The 14905-nt window shown below is 72.4% G+C and carries 15 protein-coding genes; 12 read left to right on the top strand and 3 right to left on the bottom strand.

Annotation, left to right across the window (positions count from 1 at the left end):
* Positions 1 to 36: 36 nt before the first annotated feature.
* Complete coding sequence (locus tag ACZ5PB_RS13720; protein ID WP_468690722.1) at positions 37 to 1200, bottom strand: ABC transporter ATP-binding protein; 1164 nt, start codon at positions 1198 to 1200, stop codon at positions 37 to 39.
* 116 nt (positions 1201 to 1316) lie between these two features.
* Between ACZ5PB_RS13720 and ACZ5PB_RS13715 the strand changes: the two genes are divergently transcribed.
* Complete coding sequence (locus ACZ5PB_RS13715; RefSeq protein ID WP_468690720.1) at positions 1317 to 2615, top strand: alpha/beta fold hydrolase; 1299 nt, start codon at positions 1317 to 1319, stop codon at positions 2613 to 2615.
* Positions 2616 to 2726: 111 nt separating this feature from the next.
* The gene (locus ACZ5PB_RS13710; RefSeq protein WP_468690718.1) at positions 2727 to 3473 is read left to right on the top strand and encodes a PIG-L deacetylase family protein; all 747 of its coding nucleotides are present in this window, start codon (positions 2727 to 2729) and stop codon (positions 3471 to 3473) included.
* A gap of 46 nt (positions 3474 to 3519) precedes the next feature.
* Here ACZ5PB_RS13710 and ACZ5PB_RS13705 read toward each other — a convergent pair whose 3' ends face one another.
* Complete coding sequence (locus ACZ5PB_RS13705) at positions 3520 to 4206, bottom strand: TetR/AcrR family transcriptional regulator (RefSeq protein ID WP_468690716.1); 687 nt, start codon at positions 4204 to 4206, stop codon at positions 3520 to 3522.
* Between the two features lie 95 nt (positions 4207 to 4301).
* Here ACZ5PB_RS13705 and ACZ5PB_RS13700 point away from each other — a divergent pair, with 95 nt between their 5' ends.
* The 10 genes from ACZ5PB_RS13700 to ACZ5PB_RS13655 all read left to right on the top strand — a co-directional run bounded on the left by ACZ5PB_RS13700 (position 4302) and on the right by ACZ5PB_RS13655 (position 14496).
* Positions 4302 to 5078 (top strand): SDR family oxidoreductase, encoded by a 777-nt coding sequence (locus tag ACZ5PB_RS13700; protein ID WP_468690714.1) that lies wholly within the window; start codon positions 4302 to 4304, stop codon positions 5076 to 5078.
* Positions 5079 to 5150: 72 nt separating this feature from the next.
* Positions 5151 to 5585: an SRPBCC family protein gene (locus ACZ5PB_RS13695; RefSeq protein WP_468690712.1), complete on the top strand. Its 435-nt coding sequence runs from the start codon at positions 5151 to 5153 to the stop codon at positions 5583 to 5585.
* Between the two features lie 213 nt (positions 5586 to 5798).
* Positions 5799 to 6767 (top strand): NADPH:quinone oxidoreductase family protein, encoded by a 969-nt coding sequence (locus ACZ5PB_RS13690; RefSeq protein ID WP_468690710.1) that lies wholly within the window; start codon positions 5799 to 5801, stop codon positions 6765 to 6767.
* Positions 6764 to 7945, top strand: coding sequence for an acyl-CoA dehydrogenase family protein (locus tag ACZ5PB_RS13685; protein WP_468690708.1), 1182 nt, complete (start codon positions 6764 to 6766; stop codon positions 7943 to 7945). Before ACZ5PB_RS13690 ends, ACZ5PB_RS13685 begins: the two co-directional genes overlap by 4 nt.
* Positions 7942 to 9051 (top strand): acyl-CoA dehydrogenase family protein, encoded by a 1110-nt coding sequence (locus ACZ5PB_RS13680; protein ID WP_468690707.1) that lies wholly within the window; start codon positions 7942 to 7944, stop codon positions 9049 to 9051. Before ACZ5PB_RS13685 ends, ACZ5PB_RS13680 begins: the two co-directional genes overlap by 4 nt.
* A 135-nt stretch (positions 9052 to 9186) precedes the next feature.
* Positions 9187 to 10806, top strand: a complete 1620-nt coding sequence (locus tag ACZ5PB_RS13675) for an ABC transporter substrate-binding protein (protein ID WP_468690705.1) — start codon at positions 9187 to 9189, stop codon at positions 10804 to 10806.
* Between the two features lie 71 nt (positions 10807 to 10877).
* Positions 10878 to 11843, top strand: a complete 966-nt coding sequence (locus ACZ5PB_RS13670; RefSeq protein WP_468690899.1) for an ABC transporter permease — start codon at positions 10878 to 10880, stop codon at positions 11841 to 11843.
* Positions 11836 to 12744 carry an ABC transporter permease gene (locus tag ACZ5PB_RS13665; protein ID WP_468690703.1) on the top strand — a complete coding sequence of 303 codons (909 nt, stop codon included), beginning with the start codon at positions 11836 to 11838 and terminating at the stop codon, positions 12742 to 12744. The genes ACZ5PB_RS13670 and ACZ5PB_RS13665 overlap by 8 nt, the downstream gene beginning before the upstream one ends.
* A gap of 125 nt (positions 12745 to 12869) precedes the next feature.
* Positions 12870 to 13832 carry an ABC transporter ATP-binding protein gene (locus ACZ5PB_RS13660; RefSeq protein WP_468690897.1) on the top strand — a complete coding sequence of 321 codons (963 nt, stop codon included), beginning with the start codon at positions 12870 to 12872 and terminating at the stop codon, positions 13830 to 13832.
* Positions 13825 to 14496 (top strand): ABC transporter ATP-binding protein, encoded by a 672-nt coding sequence (locus ACZ5PB_RS13655; protein WP_468690702.1) that lies wholly within the window; start codon positions 13825 to 13827, stop codon positions 14494 to 14496. The genes ACZ5PB_RS13660 and ACZ5PB_RS13655 overlap by 8 nt, the downstream gene beginning before the upstream one ends.
* 15 nt (positions 14497 to 14511) lie before the next feature.
* Here the strand turns inward: ACZ5PB_RS13655 and ACZ5PB_RS13650 are convergent, their stop codons facing one another.
* Positions 14512 to 14865, bottom strand: coding sequence for a hypothetical protein (locus tag ACZ5PB_RS13650; RefSeq protein ID WP_468690700.1), 354 nt, complete (start codon positions 14863 to 14865; stop codon positions 14512 to 14514).
* Positions 14866 to 14905 lie beyond the last annotated feature (40 nt).

The following is a 14905-nucleotide window of genomic DNA, read 5'->3' as shown; positions in this document are numbered from 1 at the left end:
GCGCCTGTGCGGAAACCCGCCCCCCTTTGAGGCTCCCTACGCCTCCGCCACCGAGTCGAACTCGACCTCGTCGCGCTGGACGCCCTGCATGTCCGCGTCCACCGACCGCCGCAGTGCCTCGTGCAGCTTCGCCGGAGTCAGTACGCCGACCAGGCGCGCCCCGTCCAGCACCGCGACCCACCCGGCGTCCCACTGGAGCATCTCGCTGAACGCGTGCTTCAGCGGTGAGCCGACCGGGACCCAGGCATCCATCCGGCGCGCCAGATCGCCCACGCTGCCGGTCGGGCCCGCGAGGGCCAGGTCCTCGGTGGACACCCAGCCGTGCAGTTCGCCCCGCTCGTTGAGGACGACCGCCCAGCGGGCGCCCTCCGCGCGCAGCCGGGCCGCGGCCGAGGCCACCGGCTCGTCGAGGCGGGCGCGCGGCGGCTCCTCCAGGTCGTCCGGCTCGATCGTGGTGACCGACAGCCGCTTCAGTCCCCGGTCGGCGCCCACGAACTGCGCCACATAGGGGGTGGCCGGGGCGCCGAGGACGGCTGCCGGGGTGTCGAACTGCTCGATGCGGCCCTGCCCGTACACCGCGATCCGGTCACCGAGCCGTACCGCTTCCTCGATGTCGTGGGTGACGAGGAGCACCGTCTTGCGGACGGTGGCCTGAAGGCTCAGGAACTCGTCCTGGAGGCGTTCGCGGACCACCGGGTCGACGGCGCCGAAGGGTTCGTCCATGAGCAGGACGGGCGGGTCAGCGGCGAGGGCGCGGGCGACGCCGACGCGCTGGCGCTGGCCGCCGGAGAGCTGCTCGGGGTAGCGGGAGCCGTAGACCTTGGGGTCGAGGCCGACCAGGTCGAGGAGTTCGGCGGCACGCGCACGTGCCCGGTCCTTCTTCCAGCCGGTCAGGAAGGGCACCGTGGCCGTGTTGTCGAGGATCGTGCGGTGCGGGAAGAGGCCGACCTGCTGGATGACGTACCCGATGCGGCGGCGCAGCTTCACCGGGTCGATCCCGGAGATGTCCTCGCCCTCCATCAGGATCCGGCCCGAGGTCGGCTCGATCAGCCGGTTGACCATCATCATCGTGGTCGTCTTGCCGCAGCCGGACGGTCCCACCAGGGTGACCAGCTCACCCTCCGCGACCTCGAAGGACAGGCCGTCGACGGCCGTGGTGCCGTCCGGGTAGACCTTGCTGACCTGCTCGAACCGGATCATGTACTCACGCTAGGAGCGCCGGGGGTGCCGCGCACACGGGCCGGGACTGTCCGGGTGGGCACGGCGTGTGCTGAACTGGGCGACAACGATCGCAACAGGAGCAAGCAGGAGCAAGCGTGACCAGTTATCGCCAGCCCGGCACCGTTCTCACCGACCACCGCTTCACCGTGCCCCTCGACCACTCGAACCCCTCCGGCGAGCAGATCGAGCTGTACGCGCGCGAGGTGGTGGCCGCCGAACGGGCGGGCAGCGACCTGCCCTGGCTGCTCTACCTGGAGGGCGGCCCCGGCTTCGGCGCCCGCCGCTTCGTGGGACGCCAGGCCTGGCTGGAGCGGGCGCTGAGGGAGTTCCGGGTCCTGCTCCTCGACCAGCGCGGCACCGGCCTCTCCACCCCCGCCAACCGGCAGACCCTCCCGCTGCGCGGCGGGCCCGCCGAACAGGCCGACTACCTCGCCCACTTCCGCGCCGACTCCATCGTCCGCGACTGCGAGGCGATCCGCCCGCAGCTGACCGGCGGCGCCCCCTGGACCGTGCTCGGCCAGAGCTTCGGCGGATTCTGCGCGACCCACTACCTCTCCACCGCCCCCGAGGGACTGGAGACCGTCCTGATCACCGGCGGTCTGCCCTCGCTGCACGCGGACTCGGCGGAGGTCTACCGGGCCGCGTACCCCCGGGTCGAGCGCAAGGTGGCCGCCCACTACGCGCGCTACCCCGACGACGTCGAGCGGGCCCGCGACATCGCCGCCTTCCTGGCGGACCACAAGACCGTCACGCCGGGCGGCTACACCCTCACCCCCGAGGCCTTCCAGTCCCTCGGCATCGCCCTGGGCGGCAGCGAAGGCACCCACACGCTGCACTACCTCATGGAGAACGCCTTCGTCCCCACCCCGCAGGGCCCCGCCCTCTCGGACGCCTTCCTGGAAGCGGCGCAGTCCGCGCTCTCCTTCGCCGGCCACCCCCTCTACGCCCTGCTGCACGAGTCCCTCTACGGGCAGGGTGCCGAGCCCACCGCGTGGGGTGCCGAGCGGGTCCGCGCCGAGTTCCCCCGCTTCGACGCCCGCACCGCACTCGCCGGGAGCGGTCCGCTGCTGTTCACCGGGGAGACCATCCACCCCTGGCACTTCGACTGCGACCCCGCCCTGCGCCCGCTTCGCGAGACCGCCGAACTCCTCGCCGCCCGCACCGACTGGCCGCACCTCTACGACACCGCACGCCTGGCCGCCAACGAGGTCCCGGTGGCCGCCGCCGTCTACCACGACGACATGTACGTGGACACCGCCCACTCCCTGGAGACCGCACGTGCGATCCGGGGCCTGCGCACGTGGGTCACCGACGAATACGAGCACGACGGACTGCGGGCCGGCGGGCCCAGGGTCCTCGACCGGCTGCTCGCCCTGGCACGCGGCGAGCTCTGACGCGGATCCGGGTACGCTCCGGCTCCGCTCTGCGGACGCCTCTTGGCGGAGGGCCGAACTCCGGTCCGCCGCCAAGGGGTTGATGTCAGTGGTTGCACCTATCCTGCCCGTATGACCACAGCCATGCCCTTCCACCAACTGCAGCCCATGCCCGAAGACTGGCGGCGTGCCCTGGCCGTCGTCGCCCACCCCGACGACCTGGAGTACGGCTGCGCGGCGGCCGTCGCCGCCTGGACCGACCGGGGACACGAGGTGGCGTACGTCCTCGCCAGCCGGGGCGAAGCAGGCATCGACACCCTGGAGCCCGCCAAGTGCGGACCGCTGCGCGAGCAGGAGCAGCGGGCCAGTGCCGCCGTCGTCGGGGTCTCCTCGGTCGAGTTCCTCGACCACCGGGACGGGGTGATCGAGTACGGGCTCGATCTGCGCCGGGACATCGCCGCCGCCATCCGCAGGCACCGCCCCGAGCTGGTCATCACCCTCAACCACCGCGACACCTGGGGCACCCACGTCTGGAACACCCCCGACCACCTCGCCGTCGGCCGCGCCACCCTGGACGCGGCCTCCGACGCGGGCAACCGCTGGATCTTCCCCGAGCTGACCGAGCAGGGCCTCCAGCCCTGGGACGGGGTGCGCTGGGTCGCCGTCGCGGGCACCACCTCACCCACCCACGCCGTCGACGCCCGGCCGGGGCTGGAGCGCTCGGTGCGCTCCCTGCTCGAACACCGGGCGTACATCGAGGCGTTGACCGACGAGGACCCCGAGCAGTACTGCCGCAGCTTCCTGACCGCGAACGTCACGGCGGCGGCCGAGCGCTTCGGCGGCATCCCGGCGGTGCCCTTCGAGGTCTTCAACCGCTGAGCCCTGCGGAGGCGGAGGCGGAGTCGGGAGACGGGGGCGAGGTGGCTCAGGCGTCCAGGCGCAGCAGGGCGAGCGCCCGCGCCGAGACGTCGGTGTACTCCTCGTCCCCGCCCGACACCACCCAGTGCTCCAGCGCGACCGTCAACGTCTCGATCAGCACCGCCGCGAGCAGCACCGTCTCCAGCGAGTCCGCGTCCTTGCGGGTACGGGCGGCCAGCACGGGCAGCATCCGCTCCCGCAGCTCGTGCCCGGCCGCCCGCCACCGGGTCCGTAGGGCAGGCACCTCGCTCATCACCCGGATCAGCCGCCGCATCTGCTCCGCCCCGGCCCGCCGGGGACCCGCCGTCGCCGAGACGAACGCGGCCTGCACCGCGACCGCCAACGGCTCGTCGGCCGGGCGGTGCGCCAGGTGCTCCGCCAGCTCGCCCACCGCCGCCACCATGACGGGGGTGAGAGCGTCCTCCTTGGCCTGGCAGTAGCGGTAGAACGTGCGCAGCGAGATGCCCGCGGCCCCGGCGATGTCCTCGACCGTCGTTCCCGCGTACCCCCGGGCCGAGAAGAGGGCGGTCGCCGCCTCCGCGATCTCGTACCGGGTGGCCTCCTTGCGCCGCTCGGTCAGTGAGGGCCGCAGCGGCCGTGCCCCGGCTCCGGCCGCGACCCCCGCCACGTGCTCTGCCGTGCGTTCCGTCGCACCGTTCTCCGTCACGTACTCGCTCCCGGTGTTCCTCGTCACGGGGACCAATCTGTCACATCTGAGCACCTTGGCACGTCGTGCCACCTAGGCATAGGCTGGCATCATTCCATCGTCGGAGTTCCAGGGAGCCCCTCATGTCCCGTACCTACCTCGTCACCGGGTCGGCGTCCGGCATCGGCAAGGCCACCGCCGAGCGCCTCCGCAGCCAGGGCCACACCGTCATCGGCGCCGACCTCAAGGACGCGGACATCGAGGCCGACCTCTCCACCGCCGAAGGGCGCGCGGCCCTCGTCGCCCGTACGACCGAACTCTCCGGCGGGCGCCTCGACGCCGTCATCGCCTGCGCCGGCACGGCCGCCTTCGACCCGCTGACCATCAAGGTCAACCACTTCGGCGCGGTCGCCACGCTGGAGGGCCTGCGCCCGCTGCTCGCCGCCGCCGACGCCCCGCGTGCCGTCGTCGTCTCCTCGGTGGCCTCCGTGCACCCGGTCGACGACGCGATGGTCGAGGCCGCGCTGGCCGGGGACGAGGACGCGGCGGTGGCCGCCGCCCAGGCCGCCGTGGACCGGGGCGAGGGGTACGCGATCTACGGCTCCTCCAAGCAGTCCATAGCCCGCTGGCTGCGCCGTACCGCCGTCACCGAGGACTGGGCGGCGGCGGACATCACGCTCAACGCCATCGCCCCCGGCACCATCGTCACGCCGATGACCCAGCCGATGCTCGACGACCCCGGGACGCGCGCGCACGTCGACAACGTCGTCCCGATGCCGCTGAACGGCCACGCGGCCCCCGAGCAGGTCGCCCCGCTCCTGGACTGGCTCACCGGCGTCGAGAACACCCATGTCACCGGCCAGGTCGTCTTCATCGACGGCGGCGCGGACGCGGTCCTGCGCGGCGACAAGTCCTGGTGACGACCGAACCCGGGGACGACCGCACCCCATGACGAACGTCCGCATCACATCGAAGAAGCGAGGAGTACCCGCATGACCAAGCACCAACTGCGCCGCACCGCCACCGTCACCGCCGCCCCCGCCGAGGTCTGGGACCTCATCGGCGGTTTCGCGACCCTCGGCGCATGGCACCCGCACCTCCCGCCCTCCACCATCGAGGACGGCGCCGACCCCGAAACGCCGGGCGCGGTACGGGCGTTCGCCATCGACGGCAAGGTGGTCGCCCGCGAACGCCTGCTCGGCAAGGAAGCGACGGCGTACACCTACACCGTGCTCGACCCGATGCTGCCGATCACCGACTTCGTCGCCACCCTCGCCGTACGCCCGCACGCGGACGGCGCCGAGGTCGACTGGAAGGCCGACTACGCGGGGGCCGACGAGGTCGTCCCGCAGATCGAAACGCTCTTCGGCGACGGCGTCTACGGCACCGGACTGGCCAACCTCCAGGCGAAGTTCGGCACCGCCTGACCGCACCGCCTGACCGCATCGTCGACCGCACCGCCCGACCGCACAGGGCGCCCCCGCCCGCGCGGCAGCCCCGAAATCAGGACGGGCTGTCGCGCGTCGTCATGTCCGGGGTGGCCCGCGTACTCCGGTACGCCCGCCCCTTCCCGGGCAGGCAAGCGACCGCTTAGTATGCGCAGGCACGGTACTGCCGACGACAGCGCGTGGAGGCCCTTGATGCAGGCATGGCGAGTGCACGAGAACGGCGAGCCCGGCGAGGTGATGCGCCTCGAAGAGGTGGACCGGCCGACTCCCGGCGACGGGCAGGTGCTGCTCAAGGTGCGGGCCGCGAACATCAACTTCCCCGACGCGCTGCTCTGCCGGGGCGAGTACCAGATCCGCCCGCCGCTGCCCTTCACCCCGGGTGTCGAGATCTGCGGCGAGACCGAGGACGGGCGCCGCGTCATCGCCAACCCGGCACTGCCGTACGGAGGCTTCGCCGAGTACGTCGTCGCCGACGCGGCAGCCCTGCTGCCCGCCCCCGACGCGCTCGACGACGCGGAGGCCTCCGCCCTGCACATCGGCTACCAGACGGGGTGGTTCGGCCTGCACCGGCGCGCCCGCCTCCAGGCGGGGGAGACCCTCCTGGTGCACGCGGCGGCGGGCGGCGTCGGCAGCGCCGCCGTCCAGCTCGGCAAGGCCGCCGGAGCCAGGGTCGTCGGAGTCGTCGGCGGCCCCGAGAAGGCCGAAGTGGCGCGGCGGCTCGGCTGTGACGTGGTCGTCGACCGGCACAGCGAGAACGTCATCGGCGCGGTGAAGGAAGCCACCGGCGGACGTGGCGCCGACGTCGTCTACGACCCGGTCGGCGGCGAGGCGTACACCCAGTCCACCAAGTGCATCGCCTTCGAGGGCCGCATCGTCGTGGTCGGCTTCGCCGGCGGCACCATCCCGGCGCCCGCCCTCAACCACGCCCTGGTGAAGAACTACGCCATCCTCGGCCTGCACTGGGGCCTCTACAACACCAAGGACCCGGCCGCCGTCGCCGCCTGCCACACCGAGCTGACCCGGCTCGCCGCCGAGGGCGCCATCAGGCCGCTCGTCAGCGAACGCGTCCCGCTGAAGGACGCCGCCGACGCCGTCCAGCGGGTCGCCGACGGCCGCAGCACCGGCCGGATCGCCGTCGTACCACAAGGAGCCGCCCGATGACCGACGCCGCCGAACTCCGCACCCGTACAAGGGAACTGCTCGCCGCCCACCCCCCGGCCACCACGGACCGCACCGACTTCCTCAAGGCCCGCTTCGACGCGGGACTGGCCTGGGTGCACTACCCCGTCGGCCTCGGCGGACTCGGCGCGCCGCGCGACCTCCAGGCCGTCGTGGACGCCGAACTCGCGGCGGCCGACGCCCCCGACAACGACCCCCGCCGCATCGGCATCGGCCTGGGCATGGCCGCCCCGACGATCCTCAAGTACGGCACGGACGAGCAGAAGCAGCGCCTGCTGCGCCCGCTGTGGGTGGGCGAAGAGGTGTGGTGCCAGCTGTTCAGCGAGCCGGGTGCGGGCTCCGACCTCGCCGCCCTCGGCACCCGTGCCGTACGGGACGGCGACTCGTGGGTGGTCAACGGGCAGAAGGTCTGGACGTCCAGCGCCCACCTCGCCCGCTGGGCCATCCTCGTCACCCGCACCGACCCGGACCGGCCCAAGCACCGGGGCATGACGTACTTCCTGTGCGACATGACCGACCCGGGCGTCGAGGTCAGGCCGCTGCGGCAGATCACCGGCGAGGCCGAGTTCAACGAGGTCTTCCTCACGGACGTCCGCATCCCCGACAGCATGCGCCTCGGCGAGGTGGGGGAGGGCTGGCAGGTCGCGCAGACCACCCTGATGAACGAGCGCGTCTCCATCGGCGGCTCCCGCATCCCCCGCGAGGGCGGCATGATCGGCCCCGTCGCCACGACCTGGCGCGAACGCCCCGAACTGCGCACCCACGCCCTGCACCAACGGCTCCTGGACCTGTGGGTGCAGGCCGAGGTCGCCCGTCTCACCGGCGAACGCCTGCGCCAGCAGATGGTGGCGGGCCAGCCGGGCCCCGAGGGCTCCGGCATGAAGCTCACCTTCGCCCGCCTCAACCAGGAGATCAGCGGCCTGGAGGTCGAACTCCGGGGCGAGGAGGGCCTGTTGTACGACGACTGGACGATGCGCCGCCCCGAACTCGTCGACTTCACCGGGCGCGACGCGGGATACCGCTATCTGCGCTCCAAGGGCAACTCGATCGAGGGCGGCACCAGCGAGGTGCTGCTGAACATCGTCGCCGAGCGCGTCCTCGGACTGCCCTCCGAGCCCCGCACCGACAAGGACGTCGCTTGGAAGGACCTGGCCCGATGACCGACCTGCTGTACTCCGAGGACGAGGAAGACCTCCGGTCGGCCCTGCGCGGGCTGCTCGCCGACCGCAACGACCCCGCCCGGGTCGCCGTACGCGCGGAGGAAGGCACTCCGTACGACGCCGGACTGTGGAAGGCGCTCGCCGCCGACATGGGCGTCGCCGGACTCCTGGTGCCCGAGGAGCTGGGCGGGCAGGGTGCCTCGCACCGTGAAGTGGCCGTGGTGCTGGAGGAGTTGGGGCGGACGGTCGCGCCCGCGCCGTACCTCACCAGCTCCGTCGTGGCGACCCAGATCCTGCTGGCCTGCGACACCGGGACCGCAGAAGTGGCCGGGCTGCTCCGGGACCTGGCGTCCGGGCGGCGGACCGCCGCGCTGGTGGCCCGGTTCGCCGCCGGGCCCGACGGCCTCCGGCTGCCGCCGGGGCTCGACGGGACCGTGCCCGGGGTGGCGGACGCCGCGACCGCCGACGTGCTCCTCGTCCCCACCGCCGAGGGCCTGTACGCCGTCGAACGCGCCGGGGCCGGAGTGGTCGTCGAGGCGCAGATCCCGCTCGACCTCACCCGCCCCCTCGCCACCGTCACCCTCGACGGAGCGACCGGCACCCTGCTCGCCGGGCCCGGCGAAGGGGCGGCGGCCGTACGGCAGGGCCTGCTCGCCGGAGCCGGACTGCTCGCCTCCGAGCAGCTCGGCCTCGCCGAATGGTGCCTGGAGGAGACCGTGCGCTACACAAAGGAGCGCCACCAGTTCAACCGCCCCGTCGGCTCCTTCCAGGCACTCAAGCACCGCATGGCACAGCTGTGGCTCGAAGTCGTCTCGGCCCGTGCCGCCGCCCGCAACGCCGCCGACGCCCTGGCCACCGGCAGCGACGAGGCGCCCCTGGCCGTGGCCCTCGCCCAGGCGTACTGCGCCGGGGTCGCGGTGCGCGCCGCCGAGGAATGCGTACAGCTGCACGGCGGAATCGGAATGACCTGGGAGCACCCGGCGCACCTCTATCTGAAGCGCGCCAAGGCCGACTCGATCGCCCTCGGCACCGCCGGCGCCCACCGCGAGTCGGTCGGGCGGCTGGTGGATCTTCCGCTTCCGCTTCCCGTTTCCCTCCCCGAATGACCGTGTGACCTGCACCGCTCCACTGTGCGCTGTTCCGCCTCCGACGGGGGCGGGGCAGCGCACACCCCTTTACGTGCTGTTTAATTGCAAGCTGCTTGCAATAACGGTTGATCTTTAAGAGGGGTGTGGGGAGCCATGACGGCCCGATCCATACGCACGGCGACACGCACGGTGACCGCCGCCGCACTGGCCGGGGCCCTGGCCATCGGCGCCGCGGCCTGCTCCAAGCCGGGCGGTTCCGCCTCCGGCTCCGGTTCCGGCTCCGGCGCGAAGGACTCCGCCGTCGTCGGCATCGCGTACGAACCGGAGACCCTCAGCCCCCTCCTCGGCTACGGCAAGGACGGCAACTCCAAGATCTTCGACGGGCTGCTCTCCTTCGACGCCGACATGAAGCTCAGGCCCGCCCTCGCCGCCGAGCTGCCCCAGGTGAGCGCCGACGGCCTCACCTACACGTACAAGCTGCGCCAGGGCGTGAAGTTCAGCGACGGCAAGCCCTTCACCGCCAAGGACGTCGTCTTTACGTACGAGACGATCCTCGACAAGAAGACCAACAACGCCTCCAAGACGGAGCTCGACGCCGTCAAGAGCGTCAAGGCCGAGGGCGACAGCAAGGTCGTCTTCACCCTGAAGTACCCGTACGCGCCGTTCGCCGAGCGCACCGTCCTGCCGATCGCCCCCGAGCACATCGCGGGCAAGCAGGACGTGAACACGGGCGCCTTCACCACCCAGCCCATCGGCACCGGACCCTACGTCCTGACCAAGTGGTCCAAGGGCGAGAAGCTCAGCTTCAAGGCGAACCCGGGCTACTGGGGCGGCGCACCCGCCGTCAAGAAGTTCACGATGGCGATCGTGAAGGACGACGACGTACGCGCCACCCGGCTGCGCACCGGCGACCTCGACGGGGCGATCCTGCCGCCCAACCTCGCGAACTCCTTCAAGTCCGACGACGGCAAGAAGACGTACGCGGCCAAGTCCTTCGACTACCGCACCGTCACCCTGCCCACCCACAACAAGGTCGCCGGCGACACCGCCGTCCGCCGCGCCCTCGACGTCGCCGTCGACCGCCAGGCCATGGTCGACAAGATCCTCGAAGGCGCAGGCAAGCCCGCCTACGGCCCGGTCCCGACCGACAGCCCCTGGTTCGCCAAGGGCACCGAGCGCACCCACGACCTGGCCAAGGCCAAGAAGATCCTCGACGACGCCGGCTGGAAGGCGGGCGCCGACGGCATCCGCACCAAGGACGGGGTGCGCGCCGAGTTCCCGCTCTGGTACCTCTCCGGCGACAAGCTCCGCCAGGACCACGCCCTCGCCTACGCCTCCGACGCCAAGAAGGCCGGCATCGACATCAAGACCCAGGCGGGCACGTGGGAGGTCATCGAGCCGCGGATGAAGGCCGACGCGGTCCTCGCGGGCGGCGGCTCGCCCGGCGACCCCGACTTCGACCAGTACCTCCTGCTGAAGTCCTCGCTGGCGGGCGACGGCTTCAACAACATGGCCTGGTACGACAACAAGGCCGTCGACACCGCCCTGGAAGCGGGCCGCCGGAGCGGCAAGGACAGTGAGCGCAAGGCCGCGTACACCACCGTCCAGCAGGAACTGGTGAAGAACCCCGGCTACACCTTCCTCACCCACATCGACCACCTCTACGTGGTCAGCGACAAGTGGGACGGACTCTCCACCCAGACCGAGCCGCACGACCACGGCCTGGCCTCCGGCCCCTGGTGGAACGTCGAGGACTGGAAGCCGAAGAAGTGACCGAGGCAGCCACCGAGGCAGCCACCGGCCGTCAGGCAGCCACCGGCCGCCGCGGCCTCCCCTGGGGGCCGATGGCACGGATGGCGGGGCGGCGGCTCCTGTTCGCCGCCCCCGTCCTCCTCGTGGTGACCTTCGGCGTCTTCGCCGTCGCCGCCGCCTCGCCCTTCGACCCCGTCAAGGCCTACGCGGGCACCGCCGGCCTCTCCTCCTCGCAGGCCAACCTCGACCAGCTGCGCGCCAACCTCGGTGTCGACGACCCCCTCCTCACCCGCTGGTGGCACTGGCTCACCTCGGCCCTGACCGGGGACTTCGGCGACTCCAGCGTGATGCGCCAGCCCGTCGCCGACGTGATCACCGAACGCCTCGGCTGGTCGGTCCTGCTGGCCGCCACCGCCTTCCTCATCGCGATCGTGCTCGGCACCACCCTGGGCGTCCTGGCCGCCCGCCGCCCCGGCGGCTGGCTCGACCGGTGCACCAGCTCCGCCGCGTACACCCTGGAAGCCGCACCCGCCTTCTGGCTCGGCCTGCTCGCCATCTGGTTCTTCGCCCTGAAACTGGGCGTGCTGCCGGCCGGCGGACTCACCGACGCCGACAGCGACGTCGTCACCCTCGGCCAGGTCGCCTCCCACCTGGTGCTCCCCGCCGTCGTCCTCGGCGTGACCCAGCTGCCCTGGTTCTTCCTGTACGTACGACAGGGCGTCGCCGACGCACTGGAGGAGGACCCGGTACGCGGCGCACGCGCGCGTGGCACCGGCGAACGCACCGTCCTGTTCGGGCACGCCCTGCGCTCCGGGATGCTGCCGATGCTCACCCTCATCGGCTCGCGCGTCCCCGAACTCATCACCGGCGCCCTGCTCATCGAGACCGTCTTCAGCTGGCCCGGCATCGCCGCCGCCACCGTGCAGGCGGCCACCGCCGTCGACTTCCCGCTGCTCGCCGCGCTGACCGTGCTCGCCACCGCCGCCGTCCTCGCGGGCAACCTGCTCTCCGACCTCCTGTACGGACTCGCCGACCCGAGGGTGGGCTTCGATGGCTGACCTGACCGCAACCGACCTGACCGCGACCGAGCGCGCGGCCGCCGCCGAGTGGCGCACCCACGGCCGCACCCGCCGCTCCACCCGGACGGTCCGCGTCCGCACCTCCGCCGTGATCGTCACGGCGGTGGCACTCGCCGTCATCCTCGTACCGCCCCTGGCCAACCTCGACGAGCAGGCCGTCGACCTGGCGCTCAAACTCCAGCCACCGTCGCTTGCCCACCCCTTCGGCACCGACGACGTCGGCCGCGACCTGCTGCTGCGCTGCGTCTACGGGCTGCGGGTCTCGCTGCTCGTCGGACTGGTCGCCGCCCTCGTCGCGACCGTCATCGGTACGGCGGTGGGCGCGGCGGCAGCGGCCTTCGGCGGCTGGACCGACCGCGTGGTGATGCGCCTGGTCGACACCTTCTCCTCGGTGCCGCACCTGCTGCTCGGCATCTTCATCGTCGCCATGTTCCGCCCCGGGGTGTGGCCGGTGATCGTGTCGGTGGCGCTCACCCACTGGCTGTCCACGGCGCGCATCGTGCGCTCCGAGGTGCTGTCGCTGCGCTCGCGCCCGTACGTCGACGCGGCCGTCTCCGGAGGTGCCTCGCGGTGGCGGGTCGCCGTACGGCACCTGCTGCCCGGGGTGATGCCGCAGGCGGCGCTGGCCGCCGTGCTGATGGTGCCGCACGCCATGTGGCACGAGTCGGCGCTGTCGTTCCTCGGGCTCGGACTGCCCAGCCACCAGGCGAGCCTCGGCAACCTCATCCAGTCCGCGCGCAGCTCGCTGCTGGCGGGGGACTGGTGGCCGACGCTCTTCCCCGGCCTCTTCCTGATCATCCCCACGCTCGCCATCGCAGGCCTCGCCGGAGCCTGGCGCGAGCGCATCAACCCGCGCCGCCGATCGGAGCTGATGCTGTGAGTCTCCAGGACACCGGAACGGCGCGGGAGAAGGCGGATGCGCCGGGCGCCGATGCCGGGGCCGTGAACCCCGCGCTCCCCGCTCTCCCCGTGCTTTCCGTGCGCGATCTCTCGGTACGTTTCCGGATGCGCGGCGGACGGCACATCGCCGCCGTCACCGGCGCCTCCTTCGACCTGGCGGCGGGGGAGTGCCTGGCCCTCGTCGGCGAGAGCGGCTGCGGCAAGTCCGTACTGGCCTCCGCGCTGCTGGGCCTGCTCCCCGGCAACGCGCAGACCGCCGGACACGCGCTCCTCGGCGACACCGACCTGCTCACCGCCGACGAGAAGACCCTCGCCCGTACGGTGCGGGGGCGCCGCATCGGCCTCGTACCGCAGAGCCCCGCCGCGCACCTCACCCCCGTACGGACCGTCGGCTCGCAGCTCGCCGAGACCCTGCGCGCACTGACCGGGACGCGCAAGCAGGAAATGGCCGGGGCGGTGCGCGCGGCGGCGGAACGGGCCGCGTTCCCGGCCGGCCACCTGGACCGCTATCCGCACGAACTGTCCGGCGGGCTCGCCCAGCGCGCCGCGACCGCCCTAGCCCTCATCGGGGACGCCCCGCTGCTGCTGGCGGACGAGCCCACCACCGGACTCGACCGCGACCTGGTCAACCGTACGGTCGACGAACTGCGCCGCCACATCGAAGCCCCCGGTGACGGGGAAACCCCTGGCGACGGGAAGGCCCCGAGCGACGGGAATGCCTCCGGGCGTGCCCTGCTGATGATCACCCACGACCTGGCGGCGGCCGAGCGCATCTCGGACCGCATCGCCGTCATGTACGCGGGACGCATCGTCGAACTCGCCGACGCCAAGGCCTTCTTCGGCAAACCCGGACCGCGCCACCCGTACGCGCGCGGACTGCTCGACGCGCTGCCGGAGCGCGAGTTCACCCCGATCCCCGGCATGCCCCCGGAGCTGGGCGACCTTCCCGAGGGCTGCGCGTTCGCGCCCCGCTGTCCGTACGCGGCCGAAGCCTGCACCGTACAGCCGGAGTTCGCCGACCGGATCGCCTGCCACTACCCGCCGGACGAGGAGCCCGCCCGTGCTTGAACTCCAAGCGATCACCGCCGGATACCGGCGCGGCGAGCCCGTCCTCAGGGACGCGCACCTCACCGTCGCACCCGGTGAGTCCGTCGGACTGCTCGGCCCCAGCGGCTGCGGCAAGTCGACGCTCGCCAGGGTCGCCGCCCTGCTGCACCGCCCCGACGCGGGCACCGTCACCCTCGACGGCACCCGCGTCCAGGGCTGGCGGCACCGGGCACCGCGTGCCCAACGGACCGCGATCGGGGTCGTGTTCCAGCAGCCGAGACTCTCCGCCGACCCACGGCTGCGCCTGCGCGACCTCATCGCCGAACCACTGCGGGCGAACGGGCGGCGGGACGAAGCGGACGCGCGGGTGGGCGAGTTGAGCGACACCGTCGGCCTGGGCGACGACCTGCTGGGCCGCCGCCCGCACGAGGTGAGCGACGGCCAGCTGCAACGCGCGTGTCTGGCAAGGGCGTTGGTGCTCAGGCCGCGCTGGCTGGTCTGCGACGAGATGACAGCCATGCTGGACGCCTCGACCACGGCGGCGCTGGTCGCGGTCGTCGAGGACTACCGCGAGGCCGAGGGAGCGGGGCTGCTCGCCGTCGGCCACGACAGGGTGCTGCTGGAACGCTGGTGCGACCGTACGGTGCGCTGGGACGAGGTGGCGGGCGACAAGCCCGCCGGGTGACGTACGGGGCTGGCCTCAGGCCTCGTTGGGGTTGGTCGGGCGTCCGTGGGCGGCGTCCAGGCAGCCCCGTATCCAGTGATCGCGGGCGTCGTCCGCCTTCTTCCCGGCGGTGAGCGCCCACTTCTCGCAGCCTCCGGCGATGGCCTCGGCCATCTTCGACCCGTCGCGGTCGGTCTTGCGCAGCTGCGTGGCGTGGATGTACCCGGCGTCATAGCCGACGCTCTCCACCCAGACCGGCTCGTTGTTGAACCTCTCGGCCACGGCCCACGCGGCAGCACCGAGCAGGGCGAGGGCGATCAGGGCCGCGATCACCAGATTCTTCCGGCGCGGGCCACGGACATGAGTGGAGATATCGCCTGTGAGGACCATGTGAACACCCTGCCAGACGCCCCGGACGGGTGATCCACCG

The sequence above is a fragment of the Streptomyces sp. NPDC032721 genome (genome assembly GCF_055579625.1).
This window is presented reverse-complemented; position numbering and strand designations above follow the sequence as displayed.

Coding starts and splice junctions, on each gene's coding strand:
- ACZ5PB_RS13720 (WP_468690722.1), bottom strand. CDS start 1,200: ATGATCCGGTTCGAGCAGGTCAGCAAGGTCTACCCGGACGGCACCACG.
- ACZ5PB_RS13710 (WP_468690718.1), top strand. CDS start 2,727: ATGACCACAGCCATGCCCTTCCACCAACTGCAGCCCATGCCCGAAGAC.
- ACZ5PB_RS13700 (WP_468690714.1), top strand. CDS start 4,302: ATGTCCCGTACCTACCTCGTCACCGGGTCGGCGTCCGGCATCGGCAAG.
- ACZ5PB_RS13695 (WP_468690712.1), top strand. CDS start 5,151: ATGACCAAGCACCAACTGCGCCGCACCGCCACCGTCACCGCCGCCCCC.
- ACZ5PB_RS13690 (WP_468690710.1), top strand. CDS start 5,799: ATGCAGGCATGGCGAGTGCACGAGAACGGCGAGCCCGGCGAGGTGATG.
- ACZ5PB_RS13685 (WP_468690708.1), top strand. CDS start 6,764: ATGACCGACGCCGCCGAACTCCGCACCCGTACAAGGGAACTGCTCGCC.
- ACZ5PB_RS13680 (WP_468690707.1), top strand. CDS start 7,942: ATGACCGACCTGCTGTACTCCGAGGACGAGGAAGACCTCCGGTCGGCC.
- ACZ5PB_RS13675 (WP_468690705.1), top strand. CDS start 9,187: ATGACGGCCCGATCCATACGCACGGCGACACGCACGGTGACCGCCGCC.
- ACZ5PB_RS13670 (WP_468690899.1), top strand. CDS start 10,878: ATGGCACGGATGGCGGGGCGGCGGCTCCTGTTCGCCGCCCCCGTCCTC.
- ACZ5PB_RS13665 (WP_468690703.1), top strand. CDS start 11,836: ATGGCTGACCTGACCGCAACCGACCTGACCGCGACCGAGCGCGCGGCC.
- ACZ5PB_RS13660 (WP_468690897.1), top strand. CDS start 12,870: ATGCGCGGCGGACGGCACATCGCCGCCGTCACCGGCGCCTCCTTCGAC.
- ACZ5PB_RS13650 (WP_468690700.1), bottom strand. CDS start 14,865: ATGGTCCTCACAGGCGATATCTCCACTCATGTCCGTGGCCCGCGCCGG.